Genomic DNA, 19,302 nt, shown 5'->3' on the forward strand with positions numbered 1-19,302 from the left:
CTTGTGTCTCAAAGCGGGTGCAAAAGTAACTATTCTTTTTAAACTAACAAGGCTTTTTAAAATTATTTTTGAATTTATTTTAAATTCCTCGTTTTACAGTTTATCAATGAACAATCCCTCTCTTGCGGGGTGCAAATATAAAAACTAAAATCCTCCAATTCCAAATAAAAATTACCCTTTTTTTATCTTTTTTTTAATCCATTGATTCTGCGTTTTTTACAAATGCAGTTCGTCGATAATTTGTTCTTAAGGGTTTCCTAAAAACACAAAAAGCACTCATTTAGCCCCGATAGGAGCCGGCTACCCTGGCTGACGATAGGCAGGCAGGTAGCGCGGATAGCGGGACGACGCTTTCTGAGAACTACTATGAATGTGCTTCTAATAAATCTTTCCTATATTATAGTATATATATTGTATGTGTTTTGTTAATCTCCTATATTTGCAGTCCATAAAATTTTAGGAATGATAAAGATTACACTACCTGACGGTTCGGTTAAGGAGTTTGGGCAGAATTCAACTCCAATGGATGTTGCGAGAAGCATCAGTGAAGGATTAGCGCGAAACGTGATTTCGGCCTCCTTTAATGGTACCACTATTGAAACAGAAACACCATTAACGACCGACGGTTCTCTTATATTGTATACATGGAATGACGCAGCCGGTAAAAAAGCTTTTTGGCATTCGACTTCGCACGTAATGGCGCAAGTGTTGGAAGAAAAATTCCCAGGCATCAAATTAACGCTTGGTCCTGCGATTGACAATGGGTTTTATTACGATGTAGACTTTGGCGATAAGAAAATCACCGATGCCGACTTTAAAGCCATTGAAGACCGTGTATTGGAAATTTCAAGAGAGAAACACGAATTTAAAATGAGAGCCGTTTCTAAAGCAGAAGCTTTGGAAATTTATAAAAACAACGAGTACAAAACCGAATTGATTTCGAATTTAGAAGACGGAACGATTACGTTTTGTGATCACGCCAACTTCTTTGATTTGTGTCGCGGCGGTCACATTCCGAATACCGGAATCATCAAAGCGATGAAAATCATGAGCGTTGCCGGTGCTTATTGGCGTGGCGATGAGAAAAACAAGCAGTTGACACGCGTTTACGGCATTTCGTTCCCTAAGCAAAAAGACTTGACGGATTACTTGGAACTGTTGGAAGAAGCGAAACGCAGAGACCACAGAAAACTGGGGAAAGAATTAGAATTGTTTGCGTTCTCACAAAAAGTGGGTCAAGGTTTGCCATTGTGGTTGCCAAAAGGCGCCGCTTTGAGAGACAGATTAGAACAGTTTTTGAAAAAAGCGCAGAAAAAAGCAGGTTACGAACAAGTAGTAACGCCACATATCGGGCAAAAAGAATTGTATGTCACTTCGGGTCACTATGCTAAATATGGCGCTGATAGTTTCCAACCTATACACACACCTGCAGAAGGCGAAGAGTTCTTGTTAAAACCAATGAACTGTCCGCACCACTGCGAGATTTACAACAACAAACCTTGGTCGTACAAAGATTTGCCGAAGCGTTATGCCGAATTCGGAACCGTTTACCGCTATGAGCAATCAGGCGAATTGCACGGTTTGACTCGCGTTCGTGGGTTTACTCAAGACGACGCGCATATTTTCTGTACACCGGATCAATTGGATTCAGAGTTCAAAAAAGTAATCGACTTGGTATTGTATGTATTTGGTTCGTTAGGTTTTGAAAACTTTACTGCTCAAGTTTCGGTTCGCGATTTAGACAATCCGGACAAATACATCGGAAGTGTTGAAAATTGGGAAAAAGCAGAGCAAGCCATTATCAATGCTGCCAGCGACAAAGGATTGAATTATGTAATTGAAAGTGGCGAAGCAGCCTTCTATGGTCCGAAATTGGATTTCATGGTAAAAGATGCTTTGGGCAGACAATGGCAGTTGGGAACGATTCAGGTAGATTACAATTTGCCCGAGCGATTTGAATTGACTTACAAAGGAGCCGATGACAAATTACACCGACCGGTAATGATTCACCGAGCGCCTTTTGGATCAATGGAACGCTTTATCGCTATTTTACTGGAACATACGGCTGGAAATTTCCCGCTTTGGTTGATGCCGGAGCAAGCTATTATCTTGTCTTTGAGTGAGAAATATGAAAATTATGCGAAAAAAGTTTTAGAATTGCTAGAAAATCACGAAATTCGCGCCCTAATTGACAACCGCAACGAGACGATTGGAAAGAAAATCCGAGAGGCTGAAGTGCAAAAAATGCCGTTTATGCTGATTGTTGGTGAGGAAGAAGAGAAAAACGGAACCATCTCAGTTCGTCGTCACGGTCAAGAAGGAAAAGGCAATATTACGGTTACCATTGAGGAATTTGCCAGAATTGTAAACGAAGAAATTGCCAAAACATTAAAAACATTTGAAGTTTAACTAAAATTATAGAGCCATAGCAATTAGAAACAACAGAGGTTACCAACCTAGAGAAGAGAAAAAAGCGGCACACCGAATCAATGAGTTGATTCGTGGAGTGTCTGAAGTTCGATTAGTAGGTGAAAATATTGAGCCGGGAGTTTTTAAACTTTCCGAAGCGCTTCGATTAGCTGAACAATTTGAAGTGGATTTGGTTGAGATTTCTCCTAACGCAGATCCTCCGGTTTGTAAATTAATGGATTATGGAAAATTCATTTATCAGCAAAAAAAGCGTGACAAAGAGTTAAAAGCAAAGTCAACGCAGATAACTGTAAAAGAGATTCGTTTCGGACCTCAAACAGATGAGCATGACTATGAATTTAAAAGAAAGAATGCTGAAAAATTCTTAAAAGAAGGATCAAAACTAAAGGCTTTTGTATTCTTTAAAGGACGTTCTATTATTTATAAAGAACAAGGTCAAATCTTATTGTTGCGTTTAGCACAGGATTTGGAAGAATTCGGCAAAGTGGAAGCCATGCCGGTATTAGAAGGAAAGAGAATGATTATGTTCATTGCTCCGAAAAAGAAAGGAAAGTAATTAGCCCATGGGCATGAGTCAATAGTTATAAAACTAATGGCTAATGACTTTTGGCTATTCACTAATAGTAAAGTAAGTAAGTTAAATTAAATAAACTAGGAAAAGATGCCTAAAATGAAAACAAAATCCAGTGCTAAGAAGCGATTCAAAGTAACTGGCTCTGGAAAAATCAAGAGAAAACACGCTTTTAAAAGTCACATTTTGACTAAAAAATCTAAAAAGCGTAAATTGGCTTTAACTCACTCTGCATTGGTTCACAAAACAGATGAGAAAAGTATCAAACAACAATTAAGAATTATCTAAATAGTTGATTGTTGAAAGTTGATAGTTGATGGATTTAAAACCGACAACCAACAACCGACAACCAACAACTCTTAAATTCTTTAGGTTAAAAAATTATTTAAATAACCTTGGAGTATGGCTTTAAAGTTCCCTTGATTCAATTCGGGACGCCTGCTACAAAAAAACAGAAAAATTATGCCAAGATCAGTAAATTCAGTTGCTAAAAGAGCAAGAAGAAAAAAGATAATGAAGCAAGCCAAAGGTTTCTTTGGTAGACGTAAAAACGTTTGGACAGTTGCCAAAAACGCAGTAGAAAAAGCGATGCTTTATGCTTACCGCGACAGAAAGCAAAACAAAAGAAACTTCCGTTCGTTATGGATTCAACGTATCAACGCTGGAGCCAGATTGGAAGGAATGAGTTATTCACAATTCATCGGATTGGTTAAGAAAAACGGAATCGAATTGAACCGTAAAGTATTAGCTGATTTAGCAATGAATCACCCGGAAGCTTTTAAAGCTATCGTGAAAAAAGTGAAGTAAAACGTTTGTACAACCTCGATTTAACTTACTTACAAATAAAAATCCCAGTTATAACTGGGATTTTTTTGTTATATCAAATAGCAACCAACTTTCATGGTAAGTTCTTAGTAAGAAATATATAGATAATTCCAATTTTAAAATCGTGTTTTACTACAAATTGCTTAACTTTGATTAGCCTCAATCCTTGAACATAAGGAATACCATCAGTACACCGAATTTGGAATATTTCAATTAATTGGGCAATTTTATGGACGAAAAGATAGACAACTTAAAAAAAATTGATTATCAAAAATTATTTGAAAATTTACAAGGGTTATACCTCATTATCAGCATCGATTTTACCATAATTGAAGTGAGTAAATCTTATGCTCAGGCAACCATGACCCAGCATGACAAAATTATAGGTGAAAAATTATTTGATGTTTTTCCCGACAATCCACAAGACGGAACTGCCGATGGGGTTGCAAATCTTAGAAATTCACTGCGCTTTGTGATCAAAAACAAAGTTCCTCATACTATGGCTGTCCAAAAATATGATATTCGTAAACCGGACGGTAGTTTTGAAGTAAGGTATTGGAGCCCTGTAAATAAACCTGTACTTGATGAAAACGGAACAGTTTTATATATTATTCATAAAGCTGAAGATGTTACTGATTTCATAAAATTAGAAGACGAAAAAAATCAAAACGCCATACAATCTTCGGAATTGCTTGATCGTTTAGAAGAAATGAAAATCGAAATCGTCAAACGTTCCCACGAGATTCAAAAAATGAACAACCAACTTGAACAAAAAGTAGACGAACGCACAAATCATTTGAAGGAAGCCAATGAAACGATAAAGAAAAACATTTCCATATTAACCACACAAAAAAAACAACTCGAAGATTTCTGTAACATTATATCGCACAACTTAAGAGCGCCATTGGTTAACATCTCTATGTTGGCAGAAATGGTAGCTGAAAATTCAGCAAATGATGAAAATAGTATTCTATTGGAAAAATTACACAAAGCAACCAAAAACCTGAATGAAACTTTTGATGAATTGGTAGAGTCAATTCAAATAAGTCAAGATACCGAAGTTCCCTCAGAATTGATAGATTTAAAAAGTTGCACTATGAACATCATCGAGGGATTACAGGGAGAAATCAACAAAACAGAAGCTACCATAGAAATGGATTTTGAAGCAGCCACAACTGCTTTTTATCCGATAAACTACATGAAAAGTATATTGCATAATCTAGTGAGCAATTCGCTGAAATATTCTTCTCCTGAACGAAAACCCATCATCAAAATAGCTTCTAAAAAAATTGAAGACAAACTAACAATCAGTGTTAGCGATAATGGCCTGGGAATTGACCTAACCAAAAACAAAGACAATATATTTAAAATCCGAAAGGTTTTTCACAATCATCCTTCTGCAAAAGGATTTGGCCTTTTTCTAACTAAATCGCAAGTTGTAGCCTTAGGCGGTAATATATGGGCTGAAAGCACTCCGGATGTAGGAAGTACTTTTTTTGTTGAACTTATTAACCAATAATATGATATCACGCAACAATATAATGTTAGTAGATGATGACGAGATTTTCACCTATATCATCAAAAAAATCATTGAGGAATCGGAATTGGCAGAGCAGATCAATATTTTCGCCAATGGTAGAGAAGCAATGAATTTCTTGACCGAAGTGGCAGAAAACGAATCTCTTTTACCCAAAGTAATTTTTCTGGATTTGAACATGCCATATCTCGACGGTTGGGGCTTCTTGGATGAATACATTCGATTAAAACCCAAATTGTGTAAAAAAGTTAATCTTTATGTCATCACTTCCTCTATATCTCCTTTTGACTATCAGAAATCAAAAGATTATAGCGACATCACTGATTTCATTGTAAAACCATTGGCCAAAGAAAAATTTATAGAAATCATTAAAAAAATCTCTAACAGCTGACGCTTTTAAAACCAAATACTATAACCGCAACACAAGTTAAAAAAAACCTAAATCTAAAATTTTCACACAAATTAATACTATTTTGGTAAGCTTAAAACAACAAATTAACATCAATCTTAAATAAAAAAATGAACAAACTACGACTCTCACTATTATTCACTTTAATGTGTATAATCTCTTGTGGTACGACTTTCGCACAAGATAAATCGGAAAAGAAAAAAAGGAACAGAAAAGAAAAAACTGAAGTAAAAAAAGATTCTGTCAAAGAAAAAAAACCGGCAAAACTTTCTATCGCTGATAAAGTAAAAAGCAGCAAAAAGACAGAAGGTTTGTTTACCATTTACCAAGATACGGTAACCGGTAACATTCAGCTTTACATCAAAAAAGAACAATTAGACAAAGAGTTCATTTACCAAAGTTACTCCATGAGCGGACCAACTACTTTAGGTCTGAACCAAAGTATGCACAGGGCTACTAATATTTTTAATATCAAAAAAGCCAACGACAAAATCGAATTTGGTTTGGTCAACACCAATTTCTATTATGACAAAAAAAATCCGGTGAGTAAAACTGAAGGAACTGATATCGCCGAGGCCATCTTTTTAGCTGAAAAGATTGTTGCCAAAGACAGCACCGGATATTTAATTGCTGCAGACGGTTTGTTCTTAAGCGAAAAATTAGATCCGGTAAAACCAATTATGCCTCCGGGAATTCCCCCAGGAGCTGTCTTTAATTTAGGAAATTTCAATGCTGCTAAATCAAAATACCACAGCATTCGCTCTTATCCAAACAATACTGATGTTACGGTTGATTTGGCTTACGACAATCCGGCTCCTTTAAATGGTGGTGGTGAACACATTACTGATCCGCGTTATGTTCGCGTTCGCATGCAACATACTTTCCTTGAAATGCCGGTCAATAATTTCAAACCCCGCAGAGATGATTCTCGTATTGGGTATTTCGGCCAAACCATAACCGATTTGACCAGTGTAAAAGCAACGCCTTACAAAGACATTATCAATCGTTGGTATTTGACCAAAAAAGATCCGACTGCTGCCATCAGCGAACCGGTTGAGCCAATCGTTTGGTGGATTGAAAATACTACACCGTTGGAATACAGACAAACAGTGATGGAAGCCGGAAACAAATGGAACGAAGCTTTTGAAAAAGCTGGTTTCAAGAATGCAGTGGTGATGAAAATTCAACCCGATGATGCCGATTGGGATGCAGGAGATGTTCGTTACAATGTGATTCGTTGGGTTTCCTCTGCTTACCCAAGCTATGGCGCTATCGGACCAAGCTTTGCCAATCCGAGAACAGGACAAATTTTAGGCTCTGACATCACTATCGAATGGTATTCAGGAAGCAGTACTCCAACCATGGATGAATTGTTTTCGTTTAAAAATGAAGGCTTTAGTGATAATTTAAGTACTCATTTCCACAAAGACGGTACAGCTTGTACATTGGCTAATGAATTAAAAAGTCAATTTTTAATGGGTGCCACATTTGCTGAAGTAAATTCAGAAGATCCGAAAACAATTTCCAGAGCACACAAAGAATTCTTATACTATTTGGTTTTACACGAAATGGGTCACACCTTAGGATTAAACCACAATATGAAGTCAAGCCAAATGTTGAGTCCGGCCGATTTACACAATACCGCTATCACCGAAAAAATCGGTTTAATTGGTTCTGTAATGGATTATCCGGCCATCAACCTTTCTTTGGACAAAACCAAACAAGGAAATTTCTACACTACAAAACCGGGTCCTTATGATTTGTGGGCTATTGAATTTGGCTACAAAGAATTCGACGAAAAATCAGAAGAAGCCGAATTGCAAAAAATTCTTAGCAGAAGTACAGATCCAAATTTGGCTTTCGGAAATGATGCTGACGACATGAGATCACCCGGAAAAGCCATCGACCCTAGAGTAATGGTAAATGATTTGAGTAGCGATGCCATTGGGAACGCTGAAGAACGCTTTAAAATAGTTAACAATGTTATGACTAAATTAAAAGCAAAATACAGTAAAAACGGAGAAAGCTACGCTGAGTTAAGAAACCGATTCAACATGCTTAACGGGCAAAGAAGAAATATGGCTGCCGTGGTAAGTCGATATGTTGGTGGTGTTTATGTTGACAGAAGTTTTGTGGGACAAAACACTACTGTAAAACCATTCACTCCGGTTACAAAAGCGCAACAAAAAAGAGCGATTGAAGTTTTGAACAAATATGTATTAGCACCAAATGCTTTTGATGCCGACGCTTCGCTGTATCCTTATTTACAAATGCAAAGACGCGGATTTAGTTTCTTCTCTTCAACAGAAGACCCTAAATTAAACAGTGTTTATCAATCAATTCAAACCGATGCTACTTTGGGTCACATTCTTCACCCAACAACTTTACAAAGAATTTCCAACACTAGTTTGTATGGCAATACTTATACTGTTGCTGAAGTGATGACTGACTTAACCAATGGCGTTTTCAAAGCAGATTTGGTTGGAAAGGTAAACATGCACCGTCAATATTTACAAACCTATTTTGTAAAAGAAGTGATTGAAATTGCCGATGTAAACAATCCAAGAAACAGACACGATGACATTTCAAGAGCAGCAGCGCGTCAAACATTGAAGAAAATCAAATTGATGTTGGCCACAGCTTCTTCTTTAGACGAAAGCACCCGAGCCCACAGAAATTACATCACTTTCTTAATTGATAATGCTTTAGCTATAAAATAAACTAAGCACTACAAACAAAAAATCCCAACTGTAAGGTTGGGATTTTTTTATTTTATCTTCAAAAAGATTAATTAAAAACTTCTTCATTCACACCGTCAAAACTAGCAAACACCATACTCGGATGCGAATCTTGGTGGAATATATTTCCTTTGTTATCAATAGCAATCGCACCGGCAAATCCATCAAACGGCTTTAACTCCTCGAAAGTTTTTTCAAAAGCTTGCCCCAAAGTAAAGCCATCCGTAACACGAGTCACAATCTTTGCCGCTACAGCACCGCTGACAATGTCTTCGCCTACTCCGGTTAAACTCACACCACAAAAAGCGTTGGCATAATTTCCGGCCACTGTAGCCGAATCAGAAATTCTACCCGGGATTTCAAAACCTTTTCCTCCGGTAGAAGTAGCCACTGCTATTTTCCCTTCAGCATCCAAAGCTACACAACCCACAGTTCCCTTTCCGGCGGCAGCCAATTTGGCTTCATACTCTGCCCTGCGTTGTGGAATCTCGGTAGAGAATTTTTCAAATCCGTGTTGGCGTGCGAAGTTAGTTGCCCCGCTTCCGCCCAAAACTTTATCGTCAAAATCCAACAAAACTTGTGCAACTTGCACCGGATTTTTAACTTCTTCAATGTTAATCACACCACTCATTTTCATCGTTGAACCATCCATCAAAGAAGCACTCATTCTGATTTTGCCATCACTCTGAATTTGGGAACCAATTCCGGCATTAAACAGTTCATCATCTTCCAAAAGTGAAACCGCATAAACAACTGTTTCCAAAGCTGAATGACTTTGCAAATAGGCATAAGATTCCTTAGCAATCCGCAACAAAGCTTGTTGTTTAGCTACTTTGGTTTCATGGTTGGTAGAAGATTCTGAGAAAAATCCACCGTGGATGATAATTTTAGTCATGTTAGATTATTAGATTGTTAGACATTTTAGACGGCTTAGATAGTTGACTTTCTAAAAAATCTAACAATCTAAGCAGTCTAATACTCTAAACATATTGTGAGGACTTAATCGTCATTTTAAAAGTATCCAAATCGAAAGTATCGCTTTTGCTCATTACATGCGTCACCAAATGGTTGATGGAAATGGGTTGTCCCAATTCGACTTGGGTTAAATTAGTGTCCTTGATTTCTCTTCCGTCCACCAAAATCACCAATCCCGAACCTAAGGCTTCCATTTGACGACCGTTAGTAATTAAAAGACCGGTGTCTTCTCCGAGACCAATTCCCAATACTTTCGGGTTACCGACTACCGCTTGAAACAAACGCCCGATACGACCTCTTTGTACAAAGTGTGTGTCAATTATTACATCGTCAATCAATCCCAAACCGGAAGTGATTTTAACTTCTCCTTTTAACAAAGCTTCATGACTGCTGCCTTGGTAAATCATATTATTGGAAGCCGCTGCCGCACCGGCAGAAGTTCCTGCATAAACAAAATCTTCGTTTCTGTATTTGTTAATCAGGATATCGTCAAAGGGTGTTCCGCCCAAGATTGAGGTCAAACGCAATTGGTCACCACCGGTAAACATTACCACATCAGCTGCTTTCAAACGTTCCAAAACCTCTGCTTCAGAAGCTTGCTCTCTTCTTTCAATATGCAATACATCTACGTTATTGGCGCCTAAATAATTGAAGGCTTTTACATATTCAGGACCAATTTCTCTGGGGATTTTTGAAGCCGTAGTAATGACTTCAATTCTAGATTGCTCTTTGTTTTTAGATTCCTTGATGATGCGCTTTAAAATACCTTCTTCAAAGAAATTCAAATTCTGGGAAGCGCTTTTGTCTAAATCGGTTTCAGTAAAACTTCCTTTGTCAACCGCACCGCCAATTATTATAAGTTTGCCTTGTATATTCATGCCCGTAAAAATAGGAAAAACTTAAAACTTACCAACCTTTTTTACGATTTTTGAAGCCAATTTATCAACGGACTTATCAAGAAACAGTATTCTGAAATTGTATTATATTTGCGGTATGGAAGTCAATCAAACCCGTATCAATAAATTCTTGTCTGAAAGTGGTTTTTGTTCGCGTCGCGAAGCCGATAAACTATTGGAACAAGGCCGAATCACCATCAACGGAAAAGTCCCCGAATTGGGCACCAAAGTTTCGGCAGAAGACGAAATAAGGGTTGACGGCAAATTAATCCGTGAAAAAACCGAAAAACCGATCTATTTGGCTTTCTACAAACCGGTTGGCATTGAATGTACCACCAACCAAAATGTACGCGACAACATCGTAGATTACATCAATTATCCCAAGCGAATTTTCCCGATTGGCCGTTTAGACAAAGCCAGTGAAGGCTTGATTTTTATGACCAATGACGGTGATATTGTCAATAAAATACTGCGCGCACGAAACAACCACGAAAAAGAATACATCGTAACGGTGAATCGACCAATCACCGACCGATTTATCGAACGCATGGGCAATGGCATCCCGATTTTGGACACTGTTACCCGAAAATGCAAAGTGGAACAAATTAGCAAATACATATTCAAAATCATTTTGACCCAAGGTTTGAACCGTCAAATCCGCAGAATGTGTGAATATTTGGGCTATGAAGTAACAGCACTGAAAAGAACGCGCATCATCAACATTTCCTTAGATGTTCATGTTGGCCGCTACCGAGAACTGACTGATACCGAAATCAAACAATTGAACGAACTCATCGAACCTTCGAGCAAAACCGAAGAAGCAAGTTTACCCAAAACTACACAAGCCGGAAATCGGAAACCGGAAGAGGGAAGAAAAAATTCAACCATTCGAATCAGAAAAAACCCTAATTCAAAATAAGGATGCTTAAGACCATTTTATACATAGCTTTAGGCGGTGCCATTGGAAGTGTTTTGCGCTATCTGACCTCGGTTTTGGTGGCTAAATTTTGGTCAAATCACTTTCCTTTAGCAACTTTCTTGGCCAATATACTGGGCTGTTTTTTGATTGGATTGTTTATCGGTATTTTAGAAAAAAACCAGTTGACCGACAGCAATTTGAAGTGGTTTTTAATCACCGGATTCTGTGGTGGCTACACGACTTTCTCTACCTTTGGTATAGAAAATTATAATCTGTTCCAAAACCATCATTCCCTTTTGGCTTTTGGCTATATTGGTTTGAGCATTTTACTCGGCCTTTTTGCGGTTTGGTTCGGACTTTTTGTATCCAAATAATTCCCATTTCCTGAAAAAAATGTAACTTCGCCCTCTATGAAAAAAGAAGACATTTTTGCCATCCAACAATTATTGGCTACGCCAAAAAAAATTGCGATTATTCCACACCGAAGTCCTGATGGAGATGCTATGGGATCGACCTTGGCCTTGTATCATTTTCTTCTGAAATTGAATCATCAAGCCGTTGTAATTGCCCCAAATGACTTTCCTAATTTCTTGGCTTGGTTACCAAGTTCAGAAAAGGTTTTGATTTATGAAAATGACAAGCCCAATTGTACCCAAATTATTCAGGAAGCCGAAATAGTTTTTACTTTAGATTTCAATGCTCTGCATAGAACCGGAGAAATGGAACAAGTGTTGAATAAAGTAACCGTTCCGATGATTATGATTGACCACCATCAAAAGCCGGACAATTATGCTACGTATACTTATTCTGATACAATTTTTGGTTCAACTTGCGAGATGATTTATAATTTTATCACGTTTTTGGGACATAAAAATTTAATCGATAAAACCATAGCCACTTGTATCTATACCGGAATTACAACTGATTCGGGTTCGTTTCGCTTTCCTTCCACAACTGGTACAACACACAGAATTGTAGCTGATTTAATCGACTTAGGTATTGACAACAGTGATATTCACAACCAGATTTTTGACAATAATTCTTATAATCGTTTGCAACTTTTGGGCAGGGCTTTACAAAACATGAAAGTCTTCCCTGAACACAAAACTTCTTATATCACTCTTAGTCAAAAGGAGTTAGACGAGTTTCACTATGAAAAAGGTGATACAGAAGGAATAGTGAATTATGGCTTGACCATTAAAGGCATACATTTTGCGGCAATTTTTATCGAACATAGAGATGAGAATATCATCAAAATCTCGTTCCGTTCACAGGGCAATTTTGATGTCAATCAATTTGCGAGAGACCATTTCAATGGAGGCGGACACATCAATGCGGCCGGAGGAAAGTCTTATGAAAGTATGAAAGAAACCCTCAAAAAATTTGAAAATTTAATTTCAAAAATAAAAATTTAGCACATGAAAAATACCACCAAAATTGCTGCTTTGCTAATCGTTTTTGTTACAATGATAAGTTGTAAACAACAACAAGCTCGTATGCCCGTATCACGTTCTTCGGGTACTTTTATGAAAGAATCTGTTGAGCGCAACAAAAAACTGATTGCCGGTGAAGAAGCTAAAATTGATTCCATCATCAAGAGCAATCCGCAGATCAAATACATTGCTTCTAAAAAAGGTTATTGGTACCATTATGAAAGCAAAAACGAAACCGATACACTTCGCCCTAAAAAAGGAGATGTGGCTAATTTTGATTACGAAATCAAGGACTTAAAAGGCAATGTAGTCTACTCGGAAGTGGAGTTGCGTCCGCAAACTTACGTTGTCGACAAACAAAACATCATGATAGGATTGCGCCATGGCATCAAATTGATGCGCAAAAACGAGAAAGTAACTTTTCTTTTTCCATCACACATGGCCTACGGTTATCATGGCGACAATAAGCGAATTGGCTCTAATGAACCTTTGATTTGTACCGTAACTTTAAATGATTTTAAACCCGAAACTAAATTAAAAACCGAAAACTAATCTCTCTAAAATGAACAGAACTATAGGTCTTTTTTTATTGGCTTTATCCGTAATGGTAAGCGCTTGTAAGAACGAACACAAAAACTTAAAAGATGGTTTATACGCCGAAATTATCACTTCAAAAGGAAATATTATTGTTGAACTCGACTATAAAAAAGCGCCTATCACAGTGGCTAACTTTGTGACATTAGCCGAAGGAAACAATCCTTATGTTATAGAGGATTTAAAAGGAAAACCATTCTATAACGGCACCGTTTTTCACCGAGTTGAAAAAGGATTCGTAATTCAAGGTGGTGATCCATACGGCAATGGTTCCGGTGACCCGGGATATATTTTTAAAAATGAAATCAGTGATTTGAAACATGACAAAGCCGGTATACTTGCCATGGCCAATTCGGGGCCGGATACTAACGGTTGTCAATTCTACATCACCCAAAAACCAACCCCACAATTAGATGGCGGTTACAGTGTTTTCGGCCGTGTGGTTGAAGGAATAAAATTAGTGGATTCAATAGCGGTAAACGACGAAATGACTGAAGTAAACATTATCCGAAAAGGAGAAGATGTCAAAAAATTTGATGCCTTAAAAGTGTTTTCTGAATATTTCAAAAAAAATAAAACTTCCAAAGAGCAAAAAGCAGCTTATTTTAAAAAGCTTAAAAAAACAGCTAACAAATTGCCTTCCGGTTTGGCGTATAAAGTCACCCAAGCCTGTTCGGCTGACAGCCCGAAACCAGGCACTACTTCAAAAATCAAATATTCAGGATTCTTAGAAGACGGAACGCTTTTTGATACCAGTGAACCGGAAGTAGCCAAACAATTCGGTAAGTTTGATGAACAAAGAGCTATGCAAGGCGGTTACACTAAAATCGCTTATACCTTTGGCGGTCAAAACCAATTAATTCCGGGATTTGTGGAAGGCGTTGGAAAATTGAAAATTGGTGAAAAAGCAGTTCTTTTTATCCCTTCGAATTTAGGATATGGAGAACAAGGCGCCGGAAATGTAATTCCACCTAACACCAATATCATTTTCGAAATTGAACTTTTAGATAAATAAAAACCAACAAATAAATTAAAATCATGAAAATAAAATTAAGTATTCTTTGCTTGCTTGTGATTGGATTGACAAGCAGCATAGCACAAACCAAGAAAAAACCGGTCGCTGCCAAAGCTGTACCGGCTGCTTCAAACGCTACTGAAGGAATTTTTGCCGAAATCGACACGGATAAAGGTAAAATTCTATTACAATTAGAGTACAAAAAAACACCGGTAACCGTAGCCAATTTTGTGGCCTTAGTCGAAGGAACAAATGCTTCAGTAACTGATGCTAACTTGAAAGGAAAACCATTTTTTAACGGATTGAAGTTTCACCGCGTGATTGCCGATTTTATGATCCAAGGCGGAGATCCTGCCGGAAATGGTTCGGGCGGACCGGGTTATGCTTTCAAAGACGAGTTTGTATCCGATTTAAAACACAATCGTCCGGGTGTACTTTCAATGGCTAACTCCGGGCCAAAAACCAATGGTTCACAATTTTTTATTACTCACAAAGAAACCCCTTGGCTAGACAACAAACACACCGTTTTTGGTTTTGTAATCAAAGGACAAGAGGTGGTTAATGCTATCAAACAAGATGATTTAATTAAAAGCATAACCATCACCCGAAAAGGTGCTGAGGCCAAAAAATTTGATGCGCCAAAGATTTTTGCCGATTACATGGCTAACAAAGCCACTGATGAAGCTAAAGAAGCCGCCATTGCTGCTGAAAACAAAAGAAAACAAGCTGAAGCTGAAGCCCAGAGACAAGCCGAGCACCAAGCGAAATACGGACCGGTTTTTGCTGCAAAAGCCAAATATTTATCCGAAACTAAAGCAACTGCTACTGAAACCACTTCAGGTTTGAAATACAAAATTATCCAAACCGGAACCGGTAAAAAACCTGCTGACGGAACCAATGTTTTTATCCATTATGCCGGTTATTTAGAAGACGGAACGCTATTTGACAGCAGCTACGAAGCCGTTAATAAAGAATGCGGTAAGTTTGATGAAAACAGAGCCAAACAAAATGGTTACCAACCGTTTCCTTTCCAGTATGGTAAAAAAGACGGTTTAATAGCCGGATTCATTGAAGGATTGAGTTTTATGAACTTTGGAGACAAAGCTATTTTATTTATTCCCGCTAAATTAGGTTACGGAGAAAGAGGTGCCGGTAATGTGATTCCACCCAACTCCAACATCATTTTTGAAGTTGAAATGCTGGAAACTGCTCCTGCAACTAAACAATAAAGAATTATTTCTTCCATAAAAAAAGAGTCCCAATCGGGACTCTTTTTTTATTCTTTTTTATTCATAAACAAATAATAGACCGGAATTCCTAAGGCCACAATGACCAAACCTAATCCTGTGTTAACGGTATCGTATATCAATAATGCCACACAAATAGCAGCCGTCAAGATAATGTATAAAGCTGGGATGATTGGATAACCAAAAGCTTTATAAGGTCTTTCAGCATTGGGTTCTTTCTTTCTTAAGATGAATATACCATAGATGGTTAAAATGTAAAAGAGCAATGACGCAAATGTAGCATAGGTCAACAAATCGCCGTATTTTCCGGATATACAAAGCAAACAAGCCCAAAAACATTGGAACCAAAGCGCTCTTTCAGGAACGTCATTGTCATTTAACTCACCCGCTTTTTTAAAGAACAAACCGTCTTTTGACATCGCATAAAAAACCCTTCCGCCAGCCAAAACCAAACCGCTGTTACAGCCAAAAGTAGACACCATAATCAATCCTGCCATGACAAATACACCAATATTTCCGAGGATCATATTGGCTGCGGCTGCACCTACTCTATCTTGAGCCGCAAACATAATTCCATTGTCTAAAACAGTCGTAGCATCGGGAGTTCCTTTCATGGGCAACAAAGCCAAATAGGCAATATTTGCCATGATGTAAATAATGGTCACAATTAAGGTTCCTAAAAACAAACTTCGGGGAATGTTCTTTTTGGGTTCTTTAATCTCGCCTGCTATAAAAGTCACATTGTTCCAAGCATCACTTGAAAATAAAGAGTTGATAATCGTTGCACCCATCGCACCCAACAAAGCCATTCCGGTCAATTGCGTTATCGTAATCGAGCCATCCGGATTCAAAACCGTTTTGGACGCTTCCCACATATTGGTGAAATTATCGGATAAGACATTGGTTTTCATTCCAACATACAAACCTAAAATTATCAAAGCAAAGAGTGCCGTCAGTTTGGCCAAGGTAAACATCAACTGTATTGTCTTTCCTGTTTTAATGCCTTTGGTATTGATATAAGTCAACAACAATATACTCGCCATGGCCAATACTTGCTTATTGGTAAAAGCATAACTCTCGCCTATGGTAAAAAGTTTAGTCTCTAAAACCGGAAAGAAAACCGCCGTATAATTGGCAAAAGCCACGGCAACTGCTGCAATAGTTCCCGTTTGAATCACGGTAAAAACTGTCCAGCCATAAAGAAACGAGGCTAGTTTTCCATAAGCCCGTTGGATGTATACAAATTGCCCGCCGGCATTAGGCATCATGCCTGCTAATTCTCCGTAACTCAAAGCGGCTGACATGGTCAATAATCCGGTAACCAGCCAAATTACCAATAACCAAGCGGCCGAACCCACATCACGTGCCATAGCAGCTGTTACAATAAAAATACCGGAACCTATCATGGATCCGGCAACTATACTGGTGGCGTTGAGCAAGCCTAAGGAACGTTTTAATTCGTGTTTTTCAGTCATCTTTGTGGTTTATAGTTAATGGTTGGTTGATAATTTTCCAAATATAGTTAAAAAGATAATGGATGTTAAAAGTAAAGGTCAGGCGTGAAATATTCGGTGCTGAATGTTAGAAATGGGATGTTGGAAGTACAATTGGCCAGCTATAACTTCTTCGCCTCTTCCCAAAAAACATCCATTTCTGCCAAAGTCATATCCATTAGAGGTTTCCCTAACTCGCCGGCTTTGCTTTCGAGATACATGAATCGCTTCATGAATTTTTTGTTGGTGCGTTCCAAAGCGTCTTCAGGATTGACTTTTAGGAATCTGGCATAGTTTATCATGGAAAACAGAACGTCACCGAATTCGGCTTCAATTTTATCTTGATTTCCGGATTTTACCTCAACTTGGAGTTCATTTAACTCTTCTTGCACTTTGTCCCAAACTTGATGCGGTTCTTCCCAATCAAAACCAACGCCTTTGACTTTGTCTTGAATTCGGCTGGCTTTAACCAGCGCAGGTAAACTTTTCGGCACGCCTTCGAGTACTGATTTTTTGCCTTCCTTGAGTTTGAGTTTTTCCCAGTTTTGCTTTACTTCTTCTTCATCGGCTACGACTATATCGCCATAAATATGCGGATGACGGTCAATTAATTTGTCACAAATGCTGTTCGCTACATCAGCTATATCAAAATCATTGGTCTCGCTTCCGATTTTGGCATAAAAAACAATGTGCAATAACAGGTCGCCCAACTCTTTTTTGATTTCCTGCAAGTCATTATCGAGAATAGCGTCGCCCAATTCATAAGTTTCTTCAATGGTTAGGTGACGTAAACTTTCGAGGGTTTGCTTTTTGTCCCACGGACATTTTTCACGCAAATCGTCCATAATATCAAGTAATCGACCGAAAGCTTCAAGTTGTTGTTGGCGTGTGTTCATTTTCGTTTTTTGTTTCAGGTTTAAAGTTTCAAGTTGTTGTTTAAGACTTTTTGCCTATAATGTAAAAATAGAAAATCCTATCATTGAAATTCAACAATAGGATTTGTATTTATAAAGAAGTAATTAACTATTCTTCTTTCTTAGCCGCTTTTTTGGGTGCTTTTTTGGCCTTTACTTCTTCCACCACTTCTTCTTTGATGGCTTCAGCGTTTTCTACTTTTGGCTCTTCTTTAGAAACCAAACCTTTAGCCTGAAGAATATTATACCAGTTCAATACTTTTTTGATGTCTGAAGGATAAACCCTGTCTTCATCATAATCCGGAAGAATTTCTTTGAAGTAAGCAATTAGCTTTGCATTGTCTTCTTTGTGAGAAATGGCCTGACCTTCATTTTCTTTGACCGCAATCGCTCTCATAATATCGGCCAACGGTTTTTCTTCGCTGTAAGTATACATCGAAATTTCTGAAAGCAAACTCACATTACTTCTCATTCCCACGGTGATTTTTTTTCCGTCTAAAAGTGATTCTGCTAAAAACCCGGAACGAGTTTGCAATTTCAATTCGAATAAACCCGGTTTTCCGGCAATAGCTAATATTTTCTCTACGTTCATTGTCTTAATTTAATTTAGGGCACAAATATATTTAAATGTTTATTTCAGAAATGTTAATTATCTGCCTTTTTTATTGGCAAATTTCATTCGGTAATCAGGGAAAGCTTTGCCGTCCATGATGTTTTGCAATTTCTTTTTGATGAGTGTCTTTTTTAAGGTCGAAATTTTATCGGTAAACAAAACACCTTCAATGTGATCGTACTCATGCTGGATTACACGGGCAATCAATCCGTCAAACACTTCCGTTTTTTTATTAAAATCTTCGTCGCAATATTCAATCGTGATTCGCTCATGGCGATAAACATCTTCGCGCACGTCCGGAATGCTCAAACAACCTTCGTTAAAACCCCATTCTTCGCCTTCTTCTTTTAACATTTTCGCATTGATAAAAGTTCTTTTGAAGTTTTTCAACTGCGCTTGTTCTTCTTTAGACAAATCATCACTATCGCTGAACGGTTCGGTATCGATTACAAACAATCGAATCGCCATGCCCACTTGTGGCGCAGCCAAACCCACACCATAAGCATTGTACATGGTGTCATACATATTGGCGATAATCTCTTTTAAATTAGGATAATCGGGTGTAATTTCAGCACCAACTTGTCTTAAAACAGGTTCACCATATCCGTAAATTGGAATAATCATTATAATTTTAGATTTTGGAATTGAGAATTGAGGTTTTGAAAACCTGAATTCTTGTTTCTAATTTTAACG

The 19,302-nt window shown here is 37.8% G+C and carries 19 protein-coding genes; 13 read left to right on the top strand and 6 right to left on the bottom strand.

All coding sequences use genetic code 11. The features are described 5' to 3' along the window. Positions 1-462 precede the first annotated feature (462 nt). From thrS to HA632_RS00185, 7 genes are all read left to right on the top strand, one after another. Positions 463-2,409, top strand: coding sequence for a threonine--tRNA ligase (gene thrS / locus HA632_RS00155; protein WP_176305222.1), 1,947 nt, complete (start codon positions 463-465; stop codon positions 2,407-2,409). A 22-nt stretch (positions 2,410-2,431) separates the two neighbouring features. Continuing rightward, the gene (gene infC / locus HA632_RS00160) at positions 2,432-2,986 is read left to right on the top strand and encodes a translation initiation factor IF-3 (protein WP_176305362.1); all 555 of its coding nucleotides are present in this window, start codon (positions 2,432-2,434) and stop codon (positions 2,984-2,986) included. 105 nt (positions 2,987-3,091) lie between these two features. Then, positions 3,092-3,289, top strand: coding sequence for a 50S ribosomal protein L35 (gene rpmI / locus HA632_RS00165; protein ID WP_011921545.1), 198 nt, complete (start codon positions 3,092-3,094; stop codon positions 3,287-3,289). Positions 3,290-3,463: 174 nt separating this feature from the next. Continuing rightward, the gene (rplT, locus tag HA632_RS00170) at positions 3,464-3,808 is read left to right on the top strand and encodes a 50S ribosomal protein L20 (protein WP_171222849.1); all 345 of its coding nucleotides are present in this window, start codon (positions 3,464-3,466) and stop codon (positions 3,806-3,808) included. 247 nt (positions 3,809-4,055) lie between these two features. After that, positions 4,056-5,345, top strand: a complete 1,290-nt coding sequence (locus HA632_RS00175) for a PAS domain-containing sensor histidine kinase (protein ID WP_176305223.1) — start codon at positions 4,056-4,058, stop codon at positions 5,343-5,345. A gap of 1 nt (position 5,346) precedes the next feature. Beyond that, a complete protein-coding gene (locus tag HA632_RS00180; RefSeq protein WP_176305224.1) occupies positions 5,347-5,754 on the top strand; it encodes a response regulator in 408 nt (135 codons plus the stop codon). Between the two features lie 128 nt (positions 5,755-5,882). Then, positions 5,883-8,492: a zinc-dependent metalloprotease gene (locus tag HA632_RS00185; RefSeq protein WP_217902798.1), complete on the top strand. Its 2,610-nt coding sequence runs from the start codon at positions 5,883-5,885 to the stop codon at positions 8,490-8,492. A 67-nt stretch (positions 8,493-8,559) separates the two neighbouring features. Here HA632_RS00185 and HA632_RS00190 read toward each other — a convergent pair whose 3' ends face one another. Both HA632_RS00190 and HA632_RS00195 read right to left on the bottom strand, forming a co-directional pair. After that, positions 8,560-9,405 carry an isoaspartyl peptidase/L-asparaginase gene (locus HA632_RS00190; protein ID WP_176305225.1) on the bottom strand — a complete coding sequence of 282 codons (846 nt, stop codon included), beginning with the start codon at positions 9,403-9,405 and terminating at the stop codon, positions 8,560-8,562. A gap of 85 nt (positions 9,406-9,490) precedes the next feature. Further along, a complete protein-coding gene (locus HA632_RS00195; RefSeq protein WP_176305226.1) occupies positions 9,491-10,363 on the bottom strand; it encodes a cyanophycinase in 873 nt (290 codons plus the stop codon). Between the two features lie 115 nt (positions 10,364-10,478). On the opposite strand from HA632_RS00195, the gene rluF reads away from it, so the two are divergent. From rluF to HA632_RS00225, 6 genes are read left to right on the top strand one after another with little or no spacing between them, the layout of a single operon-like run. Beyond that, the gene (gene rluF, locus HA632_RS00200; RefSeq protein ID WP_176305227.1) at positions 10,479-11,300 is read left to right on the top strand and encodes a 23S rRNA pseudouridine(2604) synthase RluF; all 822 of its coding nucleotides are present in this window, start codon (positions 10,479-10,481) and stop codon (positions 11,298-11,300) included. Between the two features lie 2 nt (positions 11,301-11,302). Then, entirely contained in the window at positions 11,303-11,674 is a 372-nt protein-coding gene (gene crcB, locus HA632_RS00205) for a fluoride efflux transporter CrcB (RefSeq protein ID WP_176305228.1), read from the top strand. A 36-nt stretch (positions 11,675-11,710) separates the two neighbouring features. Continuing rightward, positions 11,711-12,715 carry a bifunctional oligoribonuclease/PAP phosphatase NrnA gene (locus HA632_RS00210; protein ID WP_176305229.1) on the top strand — a complete coding sequence of 335 codons (1,005 nt, stop codon included), beginning with the start codon at positions 11,711-11,713 and terminating at the stop codon, positions 12,713-12,715. A 3-nt stretch (positions 12,716-12,718) separates the two neighbouring features. Next, positions 12,719-13,285: a gliding motility-associated peptidyl-prolyl isomerase GldI gene (gene gldI, locus HA632_RS00215; RefSeq protein WP_176305230.1), complete on the top strand. Its 567-nt coding sequence runs from the start codon at positions 12,719-12,721 to the stop codon at positions 13,283-13,285. Positions 13,286-13,295: 10 nt separating this feature from the next. Continuing rightward, a complete protein-coding gene (locus HA632_RS00220; RefSeq protein WP_176305231.1) occupies positions 13,296-14,342 on the top strand; it encodes a peptidylprolyl isomerase in 1,047 nt (348 codons plus the stop codon). A 23-nt stretch (positions 14,343-14,365) separates the two neighbouring features. Next, positions 14,366-15,571, top strand: a complete 1,206-nt coding sequence (locus tag HA632_RS00225) for a peptidylprolyl isomerase (protein WP_176305232.1) — start codon at positions 14,366-14,368, stop codon at positions 15,569-15,571. A 47-nt stretch (positions 15,572-15,618) separates the two neighbouring features. Here the strand turns inward: HA632_RS00225 and HA632_RS00230 are convergent, their stop codons facing one another. The 4 genes from HA632_RS00230 to def all read right to left on the bottom strand — a co-directional run bounded on the left by HA632_RS00230 (position 15,619) and on the right by def (position 19,233). Further along, positions 15,619-17,064 carry an APC family permease gene (locus HA632_RS00230; RefSeq protein ID WP_176305233.1) on the bottom strand — a complete coding sequence of 482 codons (1,446 nt, stop codon included), beginning with the start codon at positions 17,062-17,064 and terminating at the stop codon, positions 15,619-15,621. A gap of 140 nt (positions 17,065-17,204) precedes the next feature. Next, positions 17,205-17,978 carry a nucleoside triphosphate pyrophosphohydrolase gene (mazG, locus tag HA632_RS00235; protein WP_176305234.1) on the bottom strand — a complete coding sequence of 258 codons (774 nt, stop codon included), beginning with the start codon at positions 17,976-17,978 and terminating at the stop codon, positions 17,205-17,207. A gap of 127 nt (positions 17,979-18,105) precedes the next feature. Then, positions 18,106-18,588: a DUF5606 domain-containing protein gene (locus HA632_RS00240; RefSeq protein WP_176305235.1), complete on the bottom strand. Its 483-nt coding sequence runs from the start codon at positions 18,586-18,588 to the stop codon at positions 18,106-18,108. Positions 18,589-18,645: 57 nt separating this feature from the next. Next, positions 18,646-19,233: a peptide deformylase gene (gene def, locus HA632_RS00245; protein WP_176305236.1), complete on the bottom strand. Its 588-nt coding sequence runs from the start codon at positions 19,231-19,233 to the stop codon at positions 18,646-18,648. Positions 19,234-19,302: the final 69 nt, after the last annotated feature.

Source organism: Flavobacterium sp. J49 (genome assembly GCF_011742145.1).
Lineage (GTDB): Bacteria > Bacteroidota > Bacteroidia > Flavobacteriales > Flavobacteriaceae > Flavobacterium.